This is a genomic window from Rhizobium sp. NLR8a (genome assembly GCF_019685235.1).
Lineage (GTDB): Bacteria > Pseudomonadota > Alphaproteobacteria > Rhizobiales > Rhizobiaceae > Rhizobium.
In genome coordinates this window covers 440828-461498 of record NZ_JABDWI010000001.1, presented here as the reverse complement: position 1 = coordinate 461498, position 20671 = coordinate 440828, and the positions used below count along the sequence as shown (strand labels likewise).

The following is a 20671-nucleotide window of genomic DNA, read 5'->3' as shown; positions in this document are numbered from 1 at the left end:
TCTTGAGCTCGGCGCCCAAATTATATGAATTCTGCAACTGAAAAAGACGCGCCGACACAATCGGCAACGACCAAGATCAGCCTCAAGAACATCTACAAAGTCTTCGGCGAGCATCCGAAAAAAGCCTTCGCACTACTGCGGGCCGGAAAGACCAAGTCTGAAATTCATGCAGCAACGGGCTGCTCGATCGGCGTCAACGACGCCAGTTTCGATATTCGTGCCGGCGAGATATTCGTGATCATGGGCCTGTCGGGCTCCGGCAAATCAACGCTGCTGCGCCTTCTCAACCGACTGATCGAACCGAGTTCCGGATCGATCGAGATCGATGGCCGCGACATCACCGGCATGTCGCGCAGCGAGCTGATCGCGCTTCGCCGCCGCGACATCAGCATGGTCTTCCAATCCGTTGCACTGCTGCCGAACCGCACGGTCCTCAACAACGCCGCCTTCGGTCTCGAAGTCGCCGGTGTCGGCGAGGCCGGCCGCACGCAGAAGGCACTGGCGGCGCTGAAGGCCGTCGGCCTCGATGGCTATGCCGACAGCCGCCCGGACCAGCTCTCCGGTGGCATGAAGCAGCGCGTCGGCCTTGCCCGCGCACTGGCCAGCGAGCCGACGATCCTGCTGATGGACGAAGCCTTCTCGGCCCTCGACCCGCTGATCCGCACGGAAATGCAGGACGAACTGGTTCGCCTGCAGTCGGAACACAGCCGCACCATCGTTTTCGTCAGCCACGATCTCGACGAGGCGATGCGCATCGGCGACCGGATCTGCATCATGCAGAACGGCAATGTCGTGCAGGTCGGCACGCCCGACGAAATCGTCACCCAGCCGGCCAACGACTATGTTCGCTCGTTCTTCCGCAATGTCGATGTCGCCCATGTCTTCAAGGCCGGCGATGTTGCCCGCAAGTCGCAGGTGACGATCATCGAGCGCGAAGGCGTGTCCGCTGCCGCAGCGCTCGAGCGAATGAAGAACTACGATCGTGAATACGCGATCATCCTCGGCCGCGACAAGACCTATCACGGCATGATCAGCCAAACTTCGCTGATCGAGAAGATGCGGGCCAAGGCAGCCGACCCCTATCGCGGCGCTTTCCTGACCGAGATCCAGGCCATTCCGGCTTCCGAGCCTTTGTCGAACGTGCTCGGCAAGGTCGCCGCTAGCCCATGGCCGGTACCCGTCGTCTGCGATCGCAACCGCTATATCGGCTCCATCAGCAAGTCGGCGCTGCTCGAAACGCTCGATCGCGCCAGCTGACCCCAAACACATCGGATATACTATGAACTTCGATATCGGAAACGGCATCGACGCTGCCGTCAATTACGTCCTCGACAATTTCTCACCGCTGCTGGACGCCATCGCCGCGACCATCGGCTTCGTCACGGATGGCATCCAGAATGCCCTGCTGGCTATCCCCATGCCTGTCGGCATCGCGATCTTCGTGATCCTGTCGCTCTGGCGTGTCGGCATCGGCTTTGCGGTGTTCACCGCGCTCGGCCTGCTGCTCGTCAATCACATCGCCCTCTGGGGCCTGATGATGGAGACCCTATCGCTGGTGATCGCCTCGACGCTGATCGCCATGCTGGTCGGCCTGCCGCTCGGCATCTCCATGGCGCGCAAGGATTCCGTCGCCGCCTTCGTGCGCCCTGTTCTGGACCTGATGCAGACCATGCCGGCCTTCGTCTACCTGATCCCGGCCGCGATGTTCTTCGGCCTCGGTGCCGTACCCGGCGCGATCGCCACGGTGATCTTCTCGATGCCACCGGTGGCCCGCCTCACCAATCTCGGCATCCGCCAGGTGGATGGCGAATTCATCGAGGCCGGCAATGCCTTCGGCTGCACCGCTACGCAGTTGCTCTTCAAGGTGCAGTTGCCGAATGCCCTGCCCTCGATCATGGCCGGCATCAACCAGACGATCATGTTGTCGCTGTCGATGGTGGTGATCGCCTCGATGATCGGTGCCGGTGGCATCGGCAACACGGTACTGACGGGCATCCAGCGTCTCGATGTCGGCACCGGCTTCGAAGGCGGTATCGCCGTTGTCATCCTGGCCGTCATTCTCGACCGGATCACCCAGAGCCTCGGAAAACCCCGCGCCGCCTTCTGGCTGGGACTGTTCCGCAAGACCGAGCGCGAGGAACTGGCGACCGCTACCGCCTGACCCCCGCGTCAGACCAATGCGGGCAACGACCCGTCTAATGCGAACCTTCACAAAAGGAGCACATATGTTCAAAACACTCGCAACCCTCGGCCTCGCCGCCGCCCTTCTCGTTGGCACCGTCACAGCGACCATGGCTGCGGATGCCAAGCCGGTGAAGATCGGCTGGGCCGCATGGTCCGACGCCGAATTCGTCACTAAGCTCGCTGCCAGGCTGATCGAGACCAAGCTCAACCAGAAGGTCGAGCTTGTGCAGGCAGACGTGGCGCCGCTCTACCAGGGTGTAGGCCGCGGCGATCTCGATGCGATGATGATGGCCTGGCTGCCGCAGACCCATGCGGACTATTATGCCAAGGTCAAGGAGAAGGTCGAGACGCTCGGCACCGTCTATGACGGCGCCAAGCTCGGCTGGGTCGTCCCGGACTACATTCCCGCAGACCAGATCGGCTCGATCGAGGATCTCAAGAAGGAAGACGTCCAGAAGAAGCTCTCCGGCACCATCCAGGGCATCGACCCCGGCGCCGGCCTAACGCGCCTGTCGGAGAAGGCCGAGAAGGATTACGGGCTGGGCAGCTACAAGCTGCAGATCTCCAGCGAAGCCGGCATGCTGACCACCGTCGATCGCGCCGTGCGCGGCGAAAAGTGGTTCGTGGCCACCGCCTGGAGCCCGCACTGGATGTTCGGCAAGCACCAGCTGCGCTACCTCGACGACCCGAAAAAGTCGCTGGGTGAAGCCGAGCACGTCGACATTCTGGCGCGCAAGGACTTCAAGTCGGAATATCCCAAGGTTGCCGACTTCCTGTCGCGCATGAAGCTGCCGATTCCCGATCTGGAAGCGGCGATGTTTACCGCGCAGCAGAGCTCCTATGATGACGCAGTCGACAAGTACATTGCCGACCACCCCGACCAGGTGAAGAGCTGGATCGGCGAGGAAGGCTGATCTCCGACATCATGCTCCCCAGCGCCATCGTGCTGGTGAGCATCTTCGCAAGATCGAGCAGGAGCGACAGTTGTATATCGACAGCCCGGACACGTTCTACACGACTGACGACACCATCGGCGGCCGGATATCGCTGGCGCGCGACGCGAACGGCCTGTCGGTCGAAGCCGCCGCCCTCGCAATCGGCATCGCGGCAGGCACCTGGATCGACTGGGAAAACGATCGTGACGCTCCCTTCCCCGACCGCCTCGTGATGATTGCCGAAGCGCTCGGGGTCAGCCTGGCGTGGCTCGTCAGCGGACGTGGCGAAGGGCCAACCTGGATCACCAGTGACAACGCTTCTGCCTTTCGTCCGGACTGACGGCCAACGGCCGCGCCAAACGATTTCAGCAGGACAAGGAACGACATCGATGGATACCAGCACAATCACATCCGAACTGACGCAGAACATCCCTGGGGCGCCGGCCCTGGAAGCAGGATCGACAACCGGCCAGCCGATCGATCTCTCCGCCATGCACGCCCTCTATTCGGATATGGGATGGCTGATCGCCGAGCGTTTTTCATCGCTTGAAGACCGCCAGAGGGTATTCGAGCTGATCGAGCTCGGCATGCGAAGCGTTGACCCCAAACTGAAGCATGCGGTATCGACCGGCTTGATCGAAGCGATGATTTCCCGCACCGGCGCGCAGCCGGCGAGGTGGCGACAGATCTCGGCGGAGCTCGGACCGTTGTCCGCTGCCTATATCCACGGATAGCTTTTTCCCCTGCCAAGTTCCGCCCATCTCGGCCGGCATCAGCGTGGATCGCAGATGCCGGCCTGTTCGTCCTCGGCCAGCCCCTTCCTCGTCACGTGCAGGATAGACAGCGCCGGCGAAGGCTGCCGGGTGCGCCGATTGCCGACGGCGCGATCCTGCGAACCCGATCCCCTTCGCCTACCCCTTCGCAATTGCGACAGAAGACATCGGAGTTGAGGAGGTGACCAGACGAAAGGATCAGACGCCGGACTGATGTTCAGGTGCGCCGTGTACAAGCTGAAACTTCGGCGAGTGAACCAGATGAAGATAACGTTTGAGAGCGCCGGTGCAAAAGTCGGCCACGGTAACGGCGCGATAATCTCGCCGTAGGGGCGGAGTAAAATCCGGCCACCTATCTTCCTTCTGCATTGAACGCAGGAGGGACAAGGGGATCTACACCGTTGAATTGTATCTAAGGGTTCGCTTGCCTGTTTCGGAAGGAATGAGCCGGCGTTAGGCTGCAAAGCATTTCAACATATCTCGCGACAGCGTTTCCCAGGTGGTGTTGTATTCGACACCGCCCGGTTATCAGCGTCAGTCGCCGATCCGGCGTCCTAAGCTGGATGCGTTCGTTTCAACCATCGCGCATTGGCTGGAGGAAGACCTGAAGGTGCCGCGCAAGCAGCGCCACACGGCCAAGCGGGGTGTTTGACCGGCTCCGGGACGAATGTGGGTTCACCGGCGGCGTGGAGCGGAAGGCCCACTTCTTCGTGGTATGCGCCGTCTCCATCCCTCGGCGTTGTCCCGACGCTCTGGCAACAGTTATATGCCGGCAGATTCCGTTTTTCAAATGCAACTTAGACATTATCGGCAATGATTTCAGGAGGATGGAACGGCCCGCACTATTGTGCAGTTGAGCATGGGCGAACGTCGCGTTGTTGGGCGGATGCATGAGAAGAAGATCAGTCAGGCGGAGATCGCGCGCGCCCCCTTGGCCGAGACCCTTCGACGATCTGCCGCGAGCTACGACGGAATCTCCGTTATCCTTGATTGGTACTGCGACAGACTCGCTCGGAGTTGGAAAGAGACGCATCGGGTTTCCTAAGACGCCATGCTAGCCAGCGGTTACAAAAGCCGAAGGCGAATTGCTGTTCTAAGCCGTCTATGCGTTTGGTCCGCGCTCGGTTATCTCATCCCTGGGGAAACGTGCGCGGATCCACGGAAGTTTTTCGTTATAACAGTCGAGAAGACAGCCTCATCCGACACTATTCGTTTTCACTGTCGGATCGACTGGAGATCGAACTGCGGAGGCGTGATCATAATCGGCTCGGCTTGCCATTCAGCTATGTTTAACGCGATACCCGGGCCGGTTAACCTGACGGTGCCAATCACCCGTCCTTGTAGTAATAGCTATAGCCGTTGAGCGCCGGGGCGCCGCCGAGATGGGCGTACAGCACCTTCGAGCCCTCGGGGAAGAAGCCCTTGCGTGCGAGATCGATCATCCCCTGCATCGACTTTCCCTCATAGACTGGGTCGGTAATCATCGCCTCGGTGCGCGCCGCGAGCCGGATCGCCTCGTTGGTCTCCTCCGAGGGCACTCCATAGGCGGGATAGGCGTAGTCGGGGTTGATGACGATCTCGTCTTCACGCACCGACCGACCAAGGTTCACGAGTTCCGAGGTCGCATCGACGATCTTCCGCACCTGATCCCGCGTCTGCTGGAGGGTGCCCGAGGCATCGATGCCAATCACCCGGTCGGCCCTGTCTAGTGCGGCAAAGCCGACGATCATTCCGCCCTGGGTTGAACCGGTGACAACGCAGACGATGATATAGTCGAAGATGAAGCCGAGGTCCTTTTCCTGTGCCGCGACTTCCTCGGCGAAGCCGACATAGCCGAGGCCTCCGAACTTGTGTACCGAAGCGCCAGCCGGGATCGCGTAGGGCTTGCCGCCCGCATCCTCTACCGACTGAATCGCATCCTCCCAGCTCTTGCGGATGCCGATGTCGAACCCATCCTCGACCAGCCGGCTGTCGGCGCCCATCAGTTTCGTCATCAGGATATTGCCGACACGGTCATAGACCGCATCGTAGTGCGGTACCCATTTCTCCTGGATGACGACACATTTCATGCCGATCTTCGCCGCAGTCGCAGCCACCATGCGGGTATGATTCGACTGGACCCCACCGATCGACACCAGCGTATCCGCGCCGGAGGCGATCGCGTCGGGCACGATATATTCGAGCTTCCTGAGCTTATTGCCGCCCATGGCGAGGCCGGAATTGCAGTCGTCGCGCTTGGCATAGATGTCGACCTTGCCGCCCAGCGCCGCAGTCAGCCGCGGCAGGTGCTCGATCGGCGTTGGGCCGAAGGTGAGCGGGTAGCGTTCGAACTTTTCCAACAGTGACATCGATCAGGGCCTCCGTGCCGAATTTGTGGTCGAAGGCTAGTAGATATCGTTTGAAAGGTGCTCTCTAATTTTGCTTTAAAAGCTTTCTTTATCGGCGTAATTTTTCGGTGGTAGAATCCACTTCTTCAATAATACGAGGTAAAATGAAAGAGTCTTCCACAGAGGATTTCGATAGGATAGACCTCAAGATTTTGCGCGCCCTGCAATCGGAGGGCCGGCTCAGCAATGCCGATCTCGCCGAGCGCGTGAATGTCAGTGCTGCAACTTGCCACAGGCGAACTCAACGCCTCTTCGAGGAGGGCTACATTACCGGCGTGCGGGCGGAAGTCGCGCCGGGCGCCGTAGGCCTCGGCGCGATGGTCATGGTTGGCGTGGTACTGGATCGCTCCACGCCTGAGAGCTTTGGTGCCTTTGAGGGCGCGGTCATGGAGCTGAAGGAAGTACTGGACTGCAATTTGGTCGCCGGAGATTTCGACTATCTCCTGAAAATCCGCGTCCGCGACATGGCCGATTTCAACAAGCTCCACGGCCAGAAGCTGATCGCCCTCCCAGGCGTGCGCCAGACGCGCACCTTCTTCGTGATGAAGGAAGTCAAGGAGAACGCGAGGTTGCCCTTCTAGCGTCGTCGGCAGCTATTGTGGATGCAGCATCTATTGTCCGGTTCCGCGCAGACAGCGGATGTCAGGCGACTTTTTCTGACATCACCGGCCCCACGCTCTGTGCATCAAACATACGGTCTCACCGTTCACACGATGGAGGCACTCCATGGCGAGGTTATTTGTAGGTCTGCGATAGTTCAGTCTCCCGACGATCCTTGATGCGCAACTGCACCAGCTTGACGCCAAGCGGTACCAGCCGGGCAATCCACTCGGCGCTGTCGACGATCAGGTAGAACGGATCGAGCTTCATGTGAACACCGCCTTTCCGATCACCGGCGTGGAGGGGACGGCCATGTCGCGCGGCTCCAGCACGCCAGCGTCAAAGGCTTGATTGCCGGCGGCGATTGCCGCGGCAAAGGCGGCTGCCATCGCGGCGGGATCTCCGGCGCCGGCAACGGCGGTGTTGAGCAGAACCGCATCGAAACCGAGCTCCATGACCGCATTGCGTGCGACGGCCGACCGATGCCGGCATCGACGATCAGCGACACGTCAGGGAAATGGGCCCGCATTGCTCTGAGCGCTGTCGGATTGAGCGGCCCGGCGGCACTGCCGATCGGAGCGCACCAAGGCATCAGCACCTTGCAGCCGGCCTCCAGCAGTCGTTCGGCCACGACCAGATCGTCGGTCGTGTACGGGAAGACTTCGAAACCTTCGTTGACGAGAATGCGAGCCGCCTCGACGAGGCCGAAGACATCCGGCTGTAGCGTATCATGGTTGCCGATGACCTCGAGCTTGATCCAGTCGGTGGCGAATAGCTCGCGTGCCATCCTTGCGGTCAGCACCGCTTCCCCGACGCTGTGGCAACCTGCAGTGTTGGGAAGGATACGAACGCCGAGTGCGCGGATCATCTCGAAGAAGGCGCCCCCAGTGCGGCGCCAGACATCTCACGACGAAGCGAGACGGTGACTATTTCCGTCGCCGATTGCCTGACAGCCTCGGAGAGGACGGCAGGAGAGGGGTATCGCGCTGTGCCGAGCAGCAGACGGGAGTTTATTTCGGATCCATAAAGCGTCAGCATCCGTCAGCCTCCTTGCATCGGCGACAGGATTTCGATCCTGTCATTGTCGTTGAGCGAACGATTGAACCGGTCTTCGCGATGGACCAGCTCACCGTTGACGGCTGTCGCCAGCCAGTCACCCTCGTATTCCATCAGGACTAAAAGCTCCGACAGCGTCTCAGCCGCGACATCCTGGGCCTCGCCATTAACGATCACTTTCATGAGGCATTGCTTCCCGTGGTATGTTGGTTGAAGACAAGTTCAGCCGCCTCGGCCGCCATGGCTGGCGCGAGCAGAAAGCCGTGGCGGTAGAGGCCGTTGAGCGAGATCACCTTTCCCTGACGGCTTGCGCGTGGAAGATTGTCTGGAAAGGCTGGGCGGATTCCGACACCCGTTTCGATTATGGTTGCATCGGCAAAGGCCGGAAATAGCGTGTATGCAGCGTTGAGGAGTTCCATCAGTGAACGGGCGACAATAGGCCCGTCGAATTCCGTCTCGATCATCGTCGCGCCGACCATGAACAGACCGTCTCCACGCGGGACGATGTAGACGGGGAAACGCGGATGGAGCAGGCGGACCGGCCGGGAGAGATCCACGTCGAAGCTTCTAAGGTAAAGCATTTCGCCGCGGACGCCGCGCAATTCCTTTACCTCGCCGATCTGCGCAGCACCCGTGCAATCGACGACACTGTCGAAGCTCTCCTCATGCGAGCTCTCGCCCACGAAGGTGACCCCCTGAACCGTCAGCTTGGTGCGCAGCAGACACAACACTCGCCGGGGATCGAGGTGGGCTTCGCGGCGAAAGAACAGCCCGTGCCGGAACCGCCCGGCAAGGGAGGGTTCCAGCGCCGCGATCGCCGGCTCTTCCAGCCATTCATAACCCGTCGTGCGGCAGGCAAAGCGTCGCAGTTCACCAAGATCGCGAGCAGAGGCGACCACGAGCGTTCCGTTTCGTCGCACCTCTCCCGGCACCATTGCCTCCCATTTGTCGGCGGCGGTCAGACCGCGCATGAGTACCGCGTCATCAGCACTCTCCCGCTCGCACCAGGGCGCCAACATTCCGCCCGCGAGCCACGAAGCAGCACGCAGGAAACCGTCATATGGATCCAGCACGGTGACCTCGGCATCTCGAGCGTGCAGTTCATGCGCCACCGTCAGGCCGGCAACGCCGGCCCCTTTGACAAGCACACGCATCTCATTCGCTCGTTTGCTGCAGGGTTTCTACCGGAATATAAAGGCCGCCGCCCTCGCGATAACGTGCTGCCATCGCATCCAGACCTTCCTTCTGTGCTTCGGCGCGGATATCGTGCGAGATGCGCATGGAGCAGAATTTCGGGCCGCACATGGAGCAGAAATGCGCGACCTTGTGCGCCTCCTTCGGCAGCGTCTCGTCGTGGAAGCTGCGGGCGGTTTCGGGGTCCAGCGAGAGGTTGAACTGATCCTCCCAGCGGAATTCGAAACGGGCGCGGGAGAGCGCGTCATCGCGCAGTTGTGCGGCCGGATGCCCCTTGGCGAGATCGGCGGCGTGGGCGGCGATCTTGTAGGTGATGACGCCGGTCTTGACGTCGTTGCGATCGGGAAGCCCGAGATGTTCCTTCGGCGTGACGTAGCAGAGCATAGCGGTGCCGAACCAGCCGATCATCGCAGCGCCGATGCCAGAGGTGATGTGGTCGTAGCCGGGTGCGATATCCGTCGTCAGCGGCCCGAGCGTGTAGAAGGGTGCCTCGCCGCAGACTTCGAGCTGCTTGTCCATGTTCTCCTTGATCTTGTGCATCGGCACATGGCCGGGGCCCTCGATCATCACCTGGCAGTCTTTCGCCCATGCGATCTTGGTCAGCTCTCCCAGTGTTTCCAGTTCGGCGAACTGCGCCACATCATTCGCGTCAGCGATCGAGCCGGGGCGCAGGCCATCGCCGAGCGAGAAGGAGACGTCATAGGCACGGCAGATGTCGCAGATATCCTCGAAATGCTCGTAGAGGAAGCTTTCGCGGTGATGATGGAGACACCACTTCGCCATGATCGAACCGCCGCGCGAGACAATGCCGGTGACGCGGTTGACGGTGAGCGGGATATAGTGAAGCCGCACGCCGGCATGGATGGTGAAATAGTCGACGCCCTGTTCGGCCTGTTCGATCAACGTGTCGCGATACACCTCCCAGGTCAGGTTCTCGGCAATGCCCTCGACCTTCTCCAGCGCCTGATAGAGCGGCACGGTACCGATCGGCACCGGCGAATTGCGGATGATCCATTCGCGGATGTTGTGGATGTTGCGGCCGGTGGAGAGATCCATGACGGTATCGGCGCCCCAGCGGGCCGCCCAGACCATCTTCTCAACCTCCTCCGCCATCGATGAGGTGACGGCGGAGTTGCCGATATTGGCGTTGATCTTCACCAGAAAATTGCGGCCGATGATCATCGGTTCGGCTTCCGGATGGTTGATGTTGGCGGGGATGATCGCCCGACCCGCCGCCACTTCCTGCCGGACGAATTCCGCCGTCACATGGTCGGGAATATGGGCGCCGAAGCTCTCGCCGCTGCGGACCATGGCTTCGGCCCTCGCTTTGCGGCCGAGATTTTCGCGGATGGCGATGAACTCCATTTCCGGCGTGATGATACCGGCGCGCGCATAGGCGAACTGGGTGACGGCCTTGCCGTCCTTTGCGCGCAGCGGCTGGCGTAGCGCGGGGAATTCAGGCGTCAGCCTTTCGCCGCTGGCAAAGCCGTTGTCTTCGGGACGGACATGGCGGCCCTGATAGGCCTCGACGTCGCCGCGGGCGAGAACCCAGTCGCGTCGCAGTGAGGGCAGCCCCTGTTCGATACGGATCTCGGCGCCGTCGATCGTATAGGGGCCGGAGGAGTCGTAGACGACAACGGGCGGCTCGCCTGATGTCGGATGCAGGCTGATTTCGCGCATCGGCACGCAAATTTCGGGATGGACGTCCCCCCGAATGTAGATCTTCCTGGATGCCGGCAAGGGGCCGGTGGTGACGGATGGGGTGATATTCTTTGCGGCGATATTCATGGTTTGAGGCTCCAAGTTTTCGATTGGAGACCCAGTCCTCAGCCGGAATGATGAAAAGACGCCGGCACGGATTCGACGCGTGAATCCACTGCTTCGAGCGCTTGCACCGTCCCTACGCCAGTATGAACTGGATCAGGTTCAACGGGTCACTGCGCGCGATAGCAGTATCTCAGCCCCTTGCCGGGACCCCCCTGGTGAATGCAAAAAGGGTAGAGGCTTGCCGAGGGGACTGTCAAGCGACAATCTGCGATGGTGTAGGGTCAGGTTACACACAGGCTATCGTGTGCGGAGCCCGCGATCAAACGACGGACAAGGGCAATCGTCCGGCCGGCACGCTTCCACAAGACAAACACCCTTGTCGCATGCAGTGGCAGCCGATTTACTCCGAGCAGTTCGCCGATTGTACGAGATACCGAAGCGCCAATTAGAAAGCAGGCCCGGAACTGGAAAGTCTAGTACTTTGTCCGTGTAGCTTTGACCAAGGTGTTTTGGCATGTCCTGATTGTATTTTTTACAAACTGAACAGTGTCAGGACCAAAATGGCATGGACGGTTTCGATCAGAAAATCGCAAAGCTGCTGCGCGGGAATGGACGCCGGAGTGTCTCGGATCTTGACGGCCCAGACTTGTCATCAACGCAGGATCCGGCTGAGGAACAATCGGGTGCGCTCGTGCTGGGGGTTGTCGAAGAACTCTGCAGGCGAGTTCTGCTCGACGATCTCGCCCCGGTCCAAGAGGATCACCCGGTTGGCGACCTGGCGGGCAAAGCCATTTTCGTGTGTAACGCCGATCATGGTCATGCCTTCTTCGGCCAGGCCGACCATCGTGTCGAGCACTTCCTTGGTCATTTCCGGATCGAGCACCGAGGTCGGCTCGTCGAATAGCATGACGCGCGGGTTCATGCAGAGCGAGCGGGCGATCGCCACGCGCTGCTGCTGAGTTGGCCCGGATAGTTGTTGGACTGCTCGTGGATCTTGACACGTTTGAGGAGGTGGATGGCGACGTCTTCCGCCTGCTCCTTCGGGGTCTTGGGACCCAGATCGGCGCCAGCGTGCTTTTCCAGGATCGCAGGTGCGGGAAGAGGTTGAAATGCTGGAACACCATGCCGACTTCGCGGCACACCTCATCGATCTTCTTCAGATCGTTGGGGGCCAGGCAAATGTCGAAATCCCGCACCGAGTAGCACAAGATTGCCTCCCGGTGAAAACGACGGCCTCGTAGAGTTGCCACTTGTCACCCAGCCGACCCGCTGAGCGCCGGTGGAACTCGCTGGCAAAGGCCCGCCCGAATTTCTCTGCCCAAAGCAGGACTGTCTGATGCGACAATAATCCCGCGTGCCGCCAGCAAGTCCTCGACCATTCACAACCGAGAGGCAAATAGAGCCACACAGCATAGCGATGATCTCGGCGGAAAACGATGGCGGCGGAAGTTTGGGTCGCGCTCGGCCGTAGCCCGTCATCGCATGTCAGTATCCAAGGTTAACGAGCCAGTCAAAGCTACAAGACTAGAAAATATACCGGTATATTTGTTAATATATTTCCGGGATGTTTGTTCGGAAACGGTAGTAATATCAATGTATTGCGGCCTTACGCGTTACGATTATTTTATACATTTTGAGATATATTCTCTGAACCCCTTGCCCCAGAAGTAATCGATGTAGAACGTCTGCTTATGAAGGAGGTATGACAATGCTGAAATATTCGAGGGCCGCCGCAGGGAGAACTCGGAGGCTGTGGTCCAGGAGGTAGGCTCCGACACCGCAAGGGCAATAATGCCCCTATGTCCCAAAAGAGCATCGGGTCAAACAGGACCTCGCCGACGCGATGCGAAACTTGATCCAGTCGAGCGATCTGGCTTTTCTCATGGAAGCTAATGAGAGCCCCTTTGAGTTGCCACTAGTAAGGGCGAGCGCTGTTGCAGCCCTTGAACGACTGTACCTGTATCCAGAAGATGACAACATCCGCGAAACAGGCCGGTCCGCCTCACGGCGCCGGCACGCTCCCACCAAATGCAAAGGAATATACCCATGAACGCGAAAGAACTGCTGATCGGCGATCTTGCCCCGGAGCTGCGGCTCGGAACGGTTTTCAAGGGACAAGGGATCGACACCTTCGATGCAGGCACCGTCTATGTGATCGTGGGCTGGTCCACATGGTGCGGGCCGTGCATCAACACGATCCCGCATCTTACGCAGCTGCAAAAGACTTTTCCCGACGTGAAGATCGTCGGCGTCGCCATCAACGGCGACGAGGGAAAAGTGGCGGAAATCGTCGCGGAAAAGGGCGACGAAATGGACTACATAGTTGCCTCGGACGGGCCGGTCGAGAACGGACACGAACAGGACGGCGGCTGGGTCGCGAACCACTGGTTCAAGGCATCCTACACGAGCGGCGTCCCGGCAGCTTTCATCGTCGATGGGACTGGGCGGCTCGCATGGACCGGCGATCCGGTATCGATGGATGATATCCTTCCGAGGATCCAGTCGGGCGAATGGGATCTTGATGAGCACGCCAAGCAACACCGGTCTGCGCTGGAGAACAACAAGGTCCGCGAAGGTTTCGCTCTGAAGGATATCATCAATACCAAAGCGAAAGCCGGCGATCGCCGCGGCATGATTGAGGCTTTCAACGAAGCGTTCGCGGCACATCGGGCACTGGAGCGTCAATGGTGGGATCACAAACTTTACATCCTCCTCCAGATCGACCAGCCCGCCGCCCTCATCTACGCGGACGACCTGGTGATGTCCGCGGAACCCGATAACGGTGACAGCGAGCTGTGTGTCGGTCAGATGCTGGTCGCGGCCGCTATCGACGAGGATACCAACACCCTTGCCGCGGATCGAAAGGATCTTTTCGATGCGGGCCTCGGATACCTTCTTGCCTGCGAGCGTCGCTTGAGCAGGGAGACGCCCAGCGAAGGTGCGTAAAGAGCGGCTTCGCCGACCATTGTCTGTGATGGTGAGGTCTACATCGTCGATCCGGCCTGATTTGCAGAAGCGACTCCCAGAGCATTCCTGCCCTTCTCGAGGGCAGGGATAGCACGGCGATCAGGTCGAGACGTCACCTTCGCCATGGAAGTCGGGGACGTGACCCGATTGAAAGCCCGCCAATTGATGGGCTATCTCAGTCTCGATCCTGGCGAGCGATCCACGGGAGAGACCGTAAGACGATTCGCGATTACGACGGCTCGTAATGGACGAGTTTGACACATGCTTGTTGAGAGTGCCTGGACGTACCGGCATCCACCGAAACTGGGCATGGGGAAGCTGTATCCGCTGCAAGGAGCCCCGCGGCCAGTCAGAAAGATGTAAGCGCTGTCCTTTGATCCCACTTTCCGGATCATCGCTTGATCGTTGATGTTCAACCTCGAAAGAGGACTTGGACATATGTCGATTTCAGAGCTTACGGTTAAATCCAATGCCGAACGAGGAGAAGGACCCAATTGTCGCCGAGAGCTATAGCAGTTGGTCAGGCCGGGTGCCGTTGTCCAGGTGAAAACGGGCGATTTGATCGACGGCGTTCGTTCGATCGTGTTGTCGCAAGCGGCAACAACACTCCTTGCACCGCATCTGCCTTTCCACCTTGGCCAGTCCAGTTTTGGATCGTCCAGCAGCATCAGTGTTTCGCGGACTCCATTAAGCAGCGTCGTGTCGTGCAGAGGCGCGCGCCTTTGAAAGCCTTTGACAACCTGGAACCGGCGAAAGAGTGACGAAATTCTCCGGGCCTGGCAAGTCCCTGTGCAAGTCATCCACGACCTGCTTTATCAGCAAGTTGCCGAACGAAATGCCCGGCAGGCCATCCGGCAGTTGGAAACAGTGTTCGTTGCTGATTGACATTCGACGGAGAGACGATCACGTTTGAGCTTGGCAGCCGTTGGCTTCGGAAATGGAGATCGCCAGCGCCTCGGCTAAGAAGACCATGCACGCCGTGCTGGTCGTTCTTGCGCTGAGCACGGAATGCGGCAGACGCGCCATTTTAAGGACGACGTCCGATAGCTTCGTGATTCTGGATTTCGGACAACAAGTGATCGCCAACGAGAATGCCCCAACGCTATGGGCTTTCTGCAGGAATTCGACAGTGTCACGTGATGCGCCTGATTGTGAGACGCCGATGGCCGCATCTACTTTGCTCATTGTTTCCGCTGCCTCGTGCGCATAGCCAACATTTGCGAAAATACGAGCATTTATACCGGCCCGACTCAACCGATGGAACAGCACATCAGCGGAAGGTCCGGAGTCGCCGGAACCATAGATGTTAACTTGCCGCGCTCTCGCAAGACGAGATGCAGTTGAAGATAGCACCTCCGGCCGCAACATCTCTCCTGTGCTCAATACAGAACGCGAAATCGGCCAAACCGCTTCCTCCAGCAAGCTCTGGGTTCGATTTGGGCCGCCAGTCAAGTTCGCTTTACGCTCTCCGTTCTCAGTTGCAAGCGCAAGCTTGAACTCTTTGAATCCTCTGAAGCCCAGTTCACGGCACAGGCGGAAAATTGTTGCCTGGCCACTTCGAGACGCGGCGCTGAGGCCCCGAAGAGACTGGTGAACAGCCTCTTCGGGGTTTTCAAGGATATATCGCGCAACTCGGGCCTGCGCGGGGGGATAGTTAAGCGCAGCCTCCAATCTTAGCTGGATCTGTGCAAGCGCTTTCTCTGCGTTTGGGCCTTGGTATCCAGCGTGCATCGCTCTCTCAAAAAAAGCACCTAAGTTTGCATCTACGCGCGCCACCACCTCCTCATCGCCCCAAAAATCTCGATCGAGCGCATGTGTTGATGGCGGTTGCCATGGAGAAGGTCGCCATTTGGCGTCGGAAGAGCACCGGTCATGCGACAACGGCGCATTGCGCCCGTTATCACAAACCTTTTCACTGACTAGAAAAACCTGTTGGTTGACGCGCGTTCACTTTTTGTACCATCTTCGGGATGGCAACCTTCTCAAGATTAAGATGGTCCAACAACGCGGCCTCCGCCAAGCTCGTCGCCGTGCCTGCGTGAGACATAGCGCCGAGCAGTCTCGCGAGGCTTTCCATAAAGGCGGGGCGAAGTTCCGACGCCGTTATTTCCATTCGTAAAGGGTGAGTGCGAATGCTGAATTTGCGCACGATTTTGCAAGCCTCGCAATTCGATGCTTCTTCGGCGATTTTAGCGAATATTCGTTCTGCCTCCAGCGCGAGCTCGTCAGGGGCCACCTTATCGGTCGCGGTCCATCTCTCTTGGAGCTGCGGCGGCATTCGATATAGCCCCGCAATTAGGTTCGCACGTCCGACCTCATAAAGATTTAACAGAGTACCCTCCGAAAAAGCCCTCGTGAAAAAGCCTCTCTGAGGTTTCGACTGGATGTAACCTTCCGCCGCAAGTCGCTGAAACGCTTCGCGGACTGGCGTTCGGCCAATACCGAGCGCTGACATGAAAACCTGATCCCTAAGAGGCTGTTCCGGTACAGTGTAACTGCCGATTAGGCGTAGGATAGCATCGTAGGCAATATCGGCTTTTGCAGGTTGTGCTTCATCGGTAAAATTTGCATCAATGCCACGCACTTGAGACGCGTTCTTGCAACACAGCATTTCCTAGTTTTCCTCTCAGTCACCGGTGCGCAAGCACTTTCGGCAAAACCGTAGTCAAGGTCCATCGGGTGGCCAATGAAGGCGATGTGCCGATTCGGTCGACCACGAACGATGTCGGAATTCCGAGTTCAAATCTGGCGGCCATCCAAAGTTTGTTCATTTCGCCCGCGGAGTCGAACGCGATCCGAAAATTCAAAGCCGCAAATTTTTCGGTCAGCCACGCGTCCAACGTGCCTCCGGGCCTCGCCGGCCGTTGCAGCGCTTTCACATGCCGCTACTCCGATGACCTCAAGTCCGCTGGTTTTGATCTGTGCTGCAGCTGCATCAGACTGGGCATCGCCGTCATACACTTTCCGCACCAAGCGGCCCAAAATTCGACGACATATACCTTGCCTGGCTGGAAGTGCTTAAGCGGCTCGCCACGCACCTGGTTCTCCACTTCGAGCGGAGGAGCGTGAGAATCTAGACCAAGCGACATGTCTATCTCCCTAGTTAGTAGTTCGTGTGATTCGGCGGACAACATGGTTGATATCGTCTATCTCAACGACTTATGTTCAAGTTCGATGGAGGTCGCATGGAGCGCTGATGGAGGCAGGGTTAGCTGGGTCGGGGTCGGGGCCTCAACGGTTCCGTGTTTGTTGACACGGTAAGGCGGACTGGAAGGTCACGATCCGGCGTGCATATTCCGTTTTGAAGCTGAGGATCAGGCACATCTGCCAAGTGCGCCATGGTTATCGTCGCGTTTATGTCATGCTCAGGCGTGAAGCGTGTCCGTCAATAAGCGAATTTATAGTAAGCTCTGATGAAGGCCGCAGGTTAGACCGCTTTAGCTTTCAGTCCGTGTGGCTGCAAATTCCACGGAAGCAATTGCTCCAGCTTACTGATTGGCGTGTCGGTGATGCGGGCCAGGAGATCAGCAAGCCAGGCCTGCGGATCGATGTCGTCGAGTTCGGCACTGATGATCAGGGTCGCCATGAAGGCAGCACGATCTGGGCCGCGATCCGATCCGGCGAAGAGTCAGATGATATGACCGCCCTTGGCGAGCTCGGAGGTAGCTCGCAAGATGTTTTCCCCGGCTCCTTCTGGCCGGTTGAAACGGAGAGGAATGATCATGGAAAACATGGCAGCATATGTCGGCCTCGACATCCACGAGGATACCATCGCGGTAGCGGTGGCCGAGGATGACGTCAGAAACGCCAAAAAGCCCTTGCCACGCGGAGGCCGTACATACATGCCACTGAACTTTCATCCATCGGCGGTTAGAGCCTCGGCGCTGTTGACCGCCAAGTCTTTTGCGGCATCCGCCAGTCTATGCCTTCGAGCAGACAACCGATCGCTCCAGCAGTGCTGCCAATCCTTCAGTACCTTAGTGGAGTCGACGGGCTTGGTGGAGATCATCACCTTCACCGCACCGGACGGACCGATCACGACTGAGCCATCAAGGCTTGGATCACGGCAGCAATGGTTGCGCTGTCTGTGCCAGATGCCATCCGCACGATCGCGCCACGAACCTCCAGCTCGATTGCCGCAATTGGAAGTGCGCTCCTTGTTATCGGCTTTTGCCGTGTCGGGGGTGGCTCTGCCGGACGATCAATCACCGCTGGCACAAACATTGGCGGCGAGTCTTGCTTCGCCTTAGCGCGGGTATGGGGAAGCAGGCGTCAGAGGAGGTCCTGGCTCGGACTGCCAAGCTAACTGTTTCCGCGCTCGAGGCCGTCCGGAATCCATGCGCAATCGTTGAGTTCAGCTACCTGAGGTCCGTCTCCAACTGCTGCAGCCGTTCAGCCATTGCGTCAACAGCGACGAAGACTGATCGTGAAGCGGCCGACCTTCTTAAGCTTCCGTTTTAATTTGTTGCCGGCATAGCCACCGCTGGATGGTCGACTAAGGTAAGCGCGTGGCCGCAAGGTCAAACTCCCGCGATATCGGTTCGTAGCATTACTTGATGCCCTTTCCCGTCCTCGGTAGGATATTCACGAGCGATGACGGAGGTAGCTGTCGTCGGTGCAGTATGGTGCACGAGCACACCGTTCGGAGAGATCAACATAACGTCAAAAGTCGGCTCAGCTTCGATGAACTCCGTAACGTCGCCGTCGAGGCTCAGAGCGATGCGATGAGCAACGCCACGATTACAGCTGTAGGGAATTCCGTTCCATGAGCCGGATGTTGTCAAATGCAGGTGTCCGAACGCCAAGTGAAGTGGCTTACTTGCGGTAATCTGATTGAGGAAGGGTGCAGGATTTTCCAGCAACATTTGGTCGAACATTCTGACGCCCACGGAAAACGGCGGATGGTGGATGAAAATAACTGACCGGCGGCCTGTTGCCGCTGCCTCTTGTGATACTCGCTCCAACCATTCAAGGCGTGCATTGCAGAGCTGACCTAAACCCGCATGGTTGTCATGAAGGCTGTCGAGGAATATCAGCCTGGTGTCGCCGAAGTCGGCTGTAGATTGGATGAATCCACTCGCATCGAAGGGCGCGTCAGGAAACACGCGCCGAAAAATCTCTCGATTATCATGATTGCCAAGCAGGAGTCGGCAGGGAACCTTCAGTTCGTTTACAATATCAGCGAAGGCCCGGTAGGAGCCTTCATCGCCGCGATCTGTCAGGTCCCCGGTGATGACACATAGGGCAGCGTCGGCATGACTCTCATTGATCGCCTGCACAACCTGTCTGAGCCGCTCGTGTGGATTGAGCCCGACCACGAACCGACCAACGGGCTCGATATGGGTGTCGCTTACATGGATTATCTTGAACATCTGCAATGACCTTGAGGTGGGCAAACTTATGGAGCGGGGAGGGCGGACGCTCCACCCCGCTTGGTTCGCTATCGCTTAATGATGGCTTCGGTTGACTGCACCATTTCCTTGAGACCGTCTGCCGGCGAAACATCACCAGTCCCGATCCGGAACAGAACCTCCGACTGCGCCTTCCAGACCTTGACGCTTTTTACGTTGGGGTAGCCAAACCAAGCAACGGCAATCGGCCATTGTGTGAGACTGGTCTTCCATTCGGGGTGCACAGCGTAGAACTCGCCGAGATGTTCAGTCTCCAGCGCCTGCTTGTTCGTAGGCATGTAGCCGGATCCAAGGACTGTGACCTTTTGACCGGCAGGGCTGGTCAGGAATTTTACGAACTCCCAGGCCGCCTTCTGCTTTTCCGGATCTTGCGTCAGGATCGTTGCGAAATTGCCGCCGGTTGGAACGTGGCCATTCTCAGCGCCCATCGGGAATGTGCCCGTGACCAACTTGAACTTTCCGCCGATGGCCTCATCCATGGTGCGGATGTCGCCCGTCGAACCAATGAAAATTCCAAGCTTGCCTGCAGCAAACTGAGCCTGCCCCGCATCTTCGTCGATCCATGGCATTCCAACCTCGGCAACCAGACGACGGACCGCGGTGGCCGCTTTCAGGCCCGCCTCGTCACCATAGGTAACCTTTGTCCTGTCAGGGCTCATCATTGTGCCGCCATAGCTGTAGACCATGGCCTGCCAAAACCAGTCGCCCAAAGCCAGGTTGATCTGCATCCCATCGACATCGCTGTTGGCCGCTTTGACCTTCTTTGCCGCTTCGAGGAACTCATCCCAAGTCTTGGGAAGCTTTTGGGGATCAAGGCCAGCCTTTTCCATGAGGTTAGCGTTGAAGTACGCAATAGGAGTCGACGCGTTAAACGGTAGGCCCCACTGGTGGCCGTCAATGCGTCCGAGTTCAAGGACGTTGGTGTCGTAATTCTTGTCGATCCAGGCCTGCCCCTCCTTATCGAGGAAGGGCGTCATGTCGGCGATCTGATTGCGCGGGGCCAAGGTTGACACTAGATCACTCAATAGGTTCATCCCAGAGAAGAAGACATCTGGCGTCTCGCCAGTCATCGCCTCGCGGGTAACGGCCAGATGACCCTCATAATAGTCTGCCGCGGGGGCGCGGAACTTGATCTTGATGTCTGGGTGTTCCTTCATGAATGCATCAGCGAGCGGCTGATAGAAGCGCTCGCGGAAGGATCCGTAAGCATGCACAACCTCCAATGTAGTTTCGGCGCGCGCCGGAGCGGTGCCAATTCCGGCGATGGTCATGAAGCCGGCAGCCATCAAAAGTGTTAACGTCTGTCTCATTGCGAACTTCCTTATTGCTGGGTTGATTGATATACTTGTGGTCTGATTGGCCGCTTGGCAGCCCGCGGATGCTCCGGACAAAGAACC

Annotated in this window: 20 protein-coding genes, 8 pseudogenes and 1 riboswitch; of the genes and pseudogenes, 12 read left to right on the top strand and 16 right to left on the bottom strand. The window is 58.6% G+C overall.

Annotation, left to right across the window (positions count from 1 at the left end; all coding sequences use genetic code 11):
* The first annotated feature begins 24 nt into the window (after positions 1-24).
* The 8 genes and pseudogenes from proV to HJC04_RS32180 all read left to right on the top strand — a co-directional run.
* Positions 25-1257: a glycine betaine/L-proline ABC transporter ATP-binding protein ProV gene (gene proV / locus HJC04_RS02125; protein ID WP_138396875.1), complete on the top strand. Its 1233-nt coding sequence runs from the start codon at positions 25-27 to the stop codon at positions 1255-1257.
* 22 nt (positions 1258-1279) lie between these two features.
* On the top strand, positions 1280-2161 hold the full coding sequence (locus tag HJC04_RS02120; RefSeq protein WP_138396874.1) for a proline/glycine betaine ABC transporter permease: 882 nt from the start codon (positions 1280-1282) through the stop codon (positions 2159-2161).
* Between the two features lie 64 nt (positions 2162-2225).
* Positions 2226-3098 (top strand): glycine betaine ABC transporter substrate-binding protein, encoded by an 873-nt coding sequence (locus HJC04_RS02115; protein WP_131706131.1) that lies wholly within the window; start codon positions 2226-2228, stop codon positions 3096-3098.
* A 70-nt stretch (positions 3099-3168) separates the two neighbouring features.
* Positions 3169-3459, top strand: a complete 291-nt coding sequence (locus HJC04_RS02110; protein WP_011654142.1) for a helix-turn-helix domain-containing protein — start codon at positions 3169-3171, stop codon at positions 3457-3459.
* 49 nt (positions 3460-3508) lie between these two features.
* Positions 3509-3853 carry a hypothetical protein gene (locus HJC04_RS02105; protein WP_028756061.1) on the top strand — a complete coding sequence of 115 codons (345 nt, stop codon included), beginning with the start codon at positions 3509-3511 and terminating at the stop codon, positions 3851-3853.
* Between the two features lie 514 nt (positions 3854-4367).
* Positions 4368-4578 (top strand): annotated as a pseudogene (locus tag HJC04_RS31555) (IS21 family transposase); the annotation flags it as partial.
* A gap of 235 nt (positions 4579-4813) precedes the next feature.
* Positions 4814-4882, top strand: a pseudogene (locus HJC04_RS32185) (helix-turn-helix domain-containing protein); the annotation flags it as partial.
* Between the two features lie 195 nt (positions 4883-5077).
* Positions 5078-5205: pseudogene (locus HJC04_RS32180) on the top strand (DUF4158 domain-containing protein); the annotation flags it as partial.
* A 15-nt stretch (positions 5206-5220) separates the two neighbouring features.
* Here the strand turns inward: HJC04_RS32180 and HJC04_RS02100 are convergent.
* A complete protein-coding gene (locus HJC04_RS02100) occupies positions 5221-6240 on the bottom strand; it encodes a 1-aminocyclopropane-1-carboxylate deaminase (RefSeq protein WP_018481130.1) in 1020 nt (339 codons plus the stop codon).
* Between the two features lie 143 nt (positions 6241-6383).
* On the opposite strand from HJC04_RS02100, the gene HJC04_RS02095 reads away from it, so the two are divergent.
* Positions 6384-6860 (top strand): Lrp/AsnC family transcriptional regulator, encoded by a 477-nt coding sequence (locus tag HJC04_RS02095; RefSeq protein WP_018481129.1) that lies wholly within the window; start codon positions 6384-6386, stop codon positions 6858-6860.
* A 154-nt stretch (positions 6861-7014) separates the two neighbouring features.
* Here the strand turns inward: HJC04_RS02095 and HJC04_RS31550 are convergent, their stop codons facing one another.
* The 7 genes and pseudogenes from HJC04_RS31550 to HJC04_RS32175 form a co-directional block, all read right to left on the bottom strand.
* Positions 7015-7149 (bottom strand): hypothetical protein, encoded by a 135-nt coding sequence (locus HJC04_RS31550; protein WP_259664093.1) that lies wholly within the window; start codon positions 7147-7149, stop codon positions 7015-7017.
* A pseudogene (locus tag HJC04_RS31545) lies at positions 7146-7917 on the bottom strand (thiazole synthase). The gene HJC04_RS31550 and the pseudogene HJC04_RS31545 overlap by 4 nt, the downstream one beginning before the upstream one ends.
* A 3-nt stretch (positions 7918-7920) precedes the next feature.
* Complete coding sequence (thiS, locus tag HJC04_RS02075) at positions 7921-8118, bottom strand: sulfur carrier protein ThiS (RefSeq protein WP_077987983.1); 198 nt, start codon at positions 8116-8118, stop codon at positions 7921-7923.
* Entirely contained in the window at positions 8115-9089 is a 975-nt protein-coding gene (gene thiO / locus HJC04_RS02070) for a glycine oxidase ThiO (protein ID WP_221123160.1), read from the bottom strand. Before thiO ends, thiS begins: the two co-directional genes overlap by 4 nt.
* 1 nt (position 9090) lies before the next feature.
* Positions 9091-10917, bottom strand: a complete 1827-nt coding sequence (thiC, locus tag HJC04_RS02065; protein ID WP_221123929.1) for a phosphomethylpyrimidine synthase ThiC — start codon at positions 10915-10917, stop codon at positions 9091-9093.
* Positions 10918-11008: 91 nt separating this feature from the next.
* Positions 11009-11120, bottom strand: a riboswitch (TPP riboswitch).
* A 428-nt stretch (positions 11121-11548) separates the two neighbouring features.
* Positions 11549-12062: pseudogene (locus HJC04_RS02060) on the bottom strand (amino acid ABC transporter ATP-binding protein); the annotation flags it as partial.
* A 50-nt stretch (positions 12063-12112) separates the two neighbouring features.
* Positions 12113-12359: pseudogene (locus HJC04_RS32175) on the bottom strand (IS6 family transposase); the annotation flags it as partial.
* A gap of 583 nt (positions 12360-12942) precedes the next feature.
* On the opposite strand from HJC04_RS32175, the gene HJC04_RS02055 reads away from it, so the two are divergent.
* Both HJC04_RS02055 and HJC04_RS02050 read left to right on the top strand, forming a co-directional pair.
* Positions 12943-13842, top strand: a complete 900-nt coding sequence (locus HJC04_RS02055; RefSeq protein ID WP_221096766.1) for a TlpA disulfide reductase family protein — start codon at positions 12943-12945, stop codon at positions 13840-13842.
* Between the two features lie 132 nt (positions 13843-13974).
* A pseudogene (locus HJC04_RS02050) lies at positions 13975-14223 on the top strand (transposase); the annotation flags it as partial.
* A 327-nt stretch (positions 14224-14550) separates the two neighbouring features.
* On the opposite strand, the gene HJC04_RS02045 reads toward HJC04_RS02050, so the two are convergent.
* The 6 genes and pseudogenes from HJC04_RS02045 to HJC04_RS02025 all read right to left on the bottom strand — a co-directional run.
* The gene (locus HJC04_RS02045; RefSeq protein ID WP_221096767.1) at positions 14551-14751 is read right to left on the bottom strand and encodes a malonyl-CoA decarboxylase domain-containing protein; all 201 of its coding nucleotides are present in this window, start codon (positions 14749-14751) and stop codon (positions 14551-14553) included.
* A gap of 15 nt (positions 14752-14766) precedes the next feature.
* Positions 14767-15639 (bottom strand): MurR/RpiR family transcriptional regulator, encoded by an 873-nt coding sequence (locus HJC04_RS02040; protein ID WP_221123157.1) that lies wholly within the window; start codon positions 15637-15639, stop codon positions 14767-14769.
* Between the two features lie 136 nt (positions 15640-15775).
* Complete coding sequence (locus tag HJC04_RS02035; protein WP_221096769.1) at positions 15776-16474, bottom strand: GntR family transcriptional regulator; 699 nt, start codon at positions 16472-16474, stop codon at positions 15776-15778.
* A 19-nt stretch (positions 16475-16493) separates the two neighbouring features.
* A complete protein-coding gene (locus HJC04_RS32055; protein ID WP_311043578.1) occupies positions 16494-16703 on the bottom strand; it encodes a hypothetical protein in 210 nt (69 codons plus the stop codon).
* Positions 16704-16748: 45 nt separating this feature from the next.
* Positions 16749-16952 (bottom strand): thioredoxin domain-containing protein, encoded by a 204-nt coding sequence (locus HJC04_RS32050; RefSeq protein WP_311043577.1) that lies wholly within the window; start codon positions 16950-16952, stop codon positions 16749-16751.
* A gap of 338 nt (positions 16953-17290) precedes the next feature.
* Positions 17291-17491, bottom strand: a pseudogene (locus HJC04_RS02025) (transposase domain-containing protein); the annotation flags it as partial.
* 94 nt (positions 17492-17585) lie between these two features.
* Here HJC04_RS02025 and HJC04_RS02020 point away from each other — a divergent pair.
* Positions 17586-18113, top strand: a complete 528-nt coding sequence (locus tag HJC04_RS02020) for a hypothetical protein (RefSeq protein ID WP_221096771.1) — start codon at positions 17586-17588, stop codon at positions 18111-18113.
* Between the two features lie 270 nt (positions 18114-18383).
* On the opposite strand, the gene HJC04_RS02015 is transcribed toward HJC04_RS02020, so the two are convergent.
* Both HJC04_RS02015 and HJC04_RS02010 read right to left on the bottom strand, forming a co-directional pair.
* Positions 18384-19235, bottom strand: a complete 852-nt coding sequence (locus HJC04_RS02015) for a metallophosphoesterase (protein ID WP_221096772.1) — start codon at positions 19233-19235, stop codon at positions 18384-18386.
* A 68-nt stretch (positions 19236-19303) separates the two neighbouring features.
* A complete protein-coding gene (locus tag HJC04_RS02010; RefSeq protein ID WP_168338264.1) occupies positions 19304-20584 on the bottom strand; it encodes an ABC transporter substrate-binding protein in 1281 nt (426 codons plus the stop codon).
* Positions 20585-20671 lie beyond the last annotated feature (87 nt).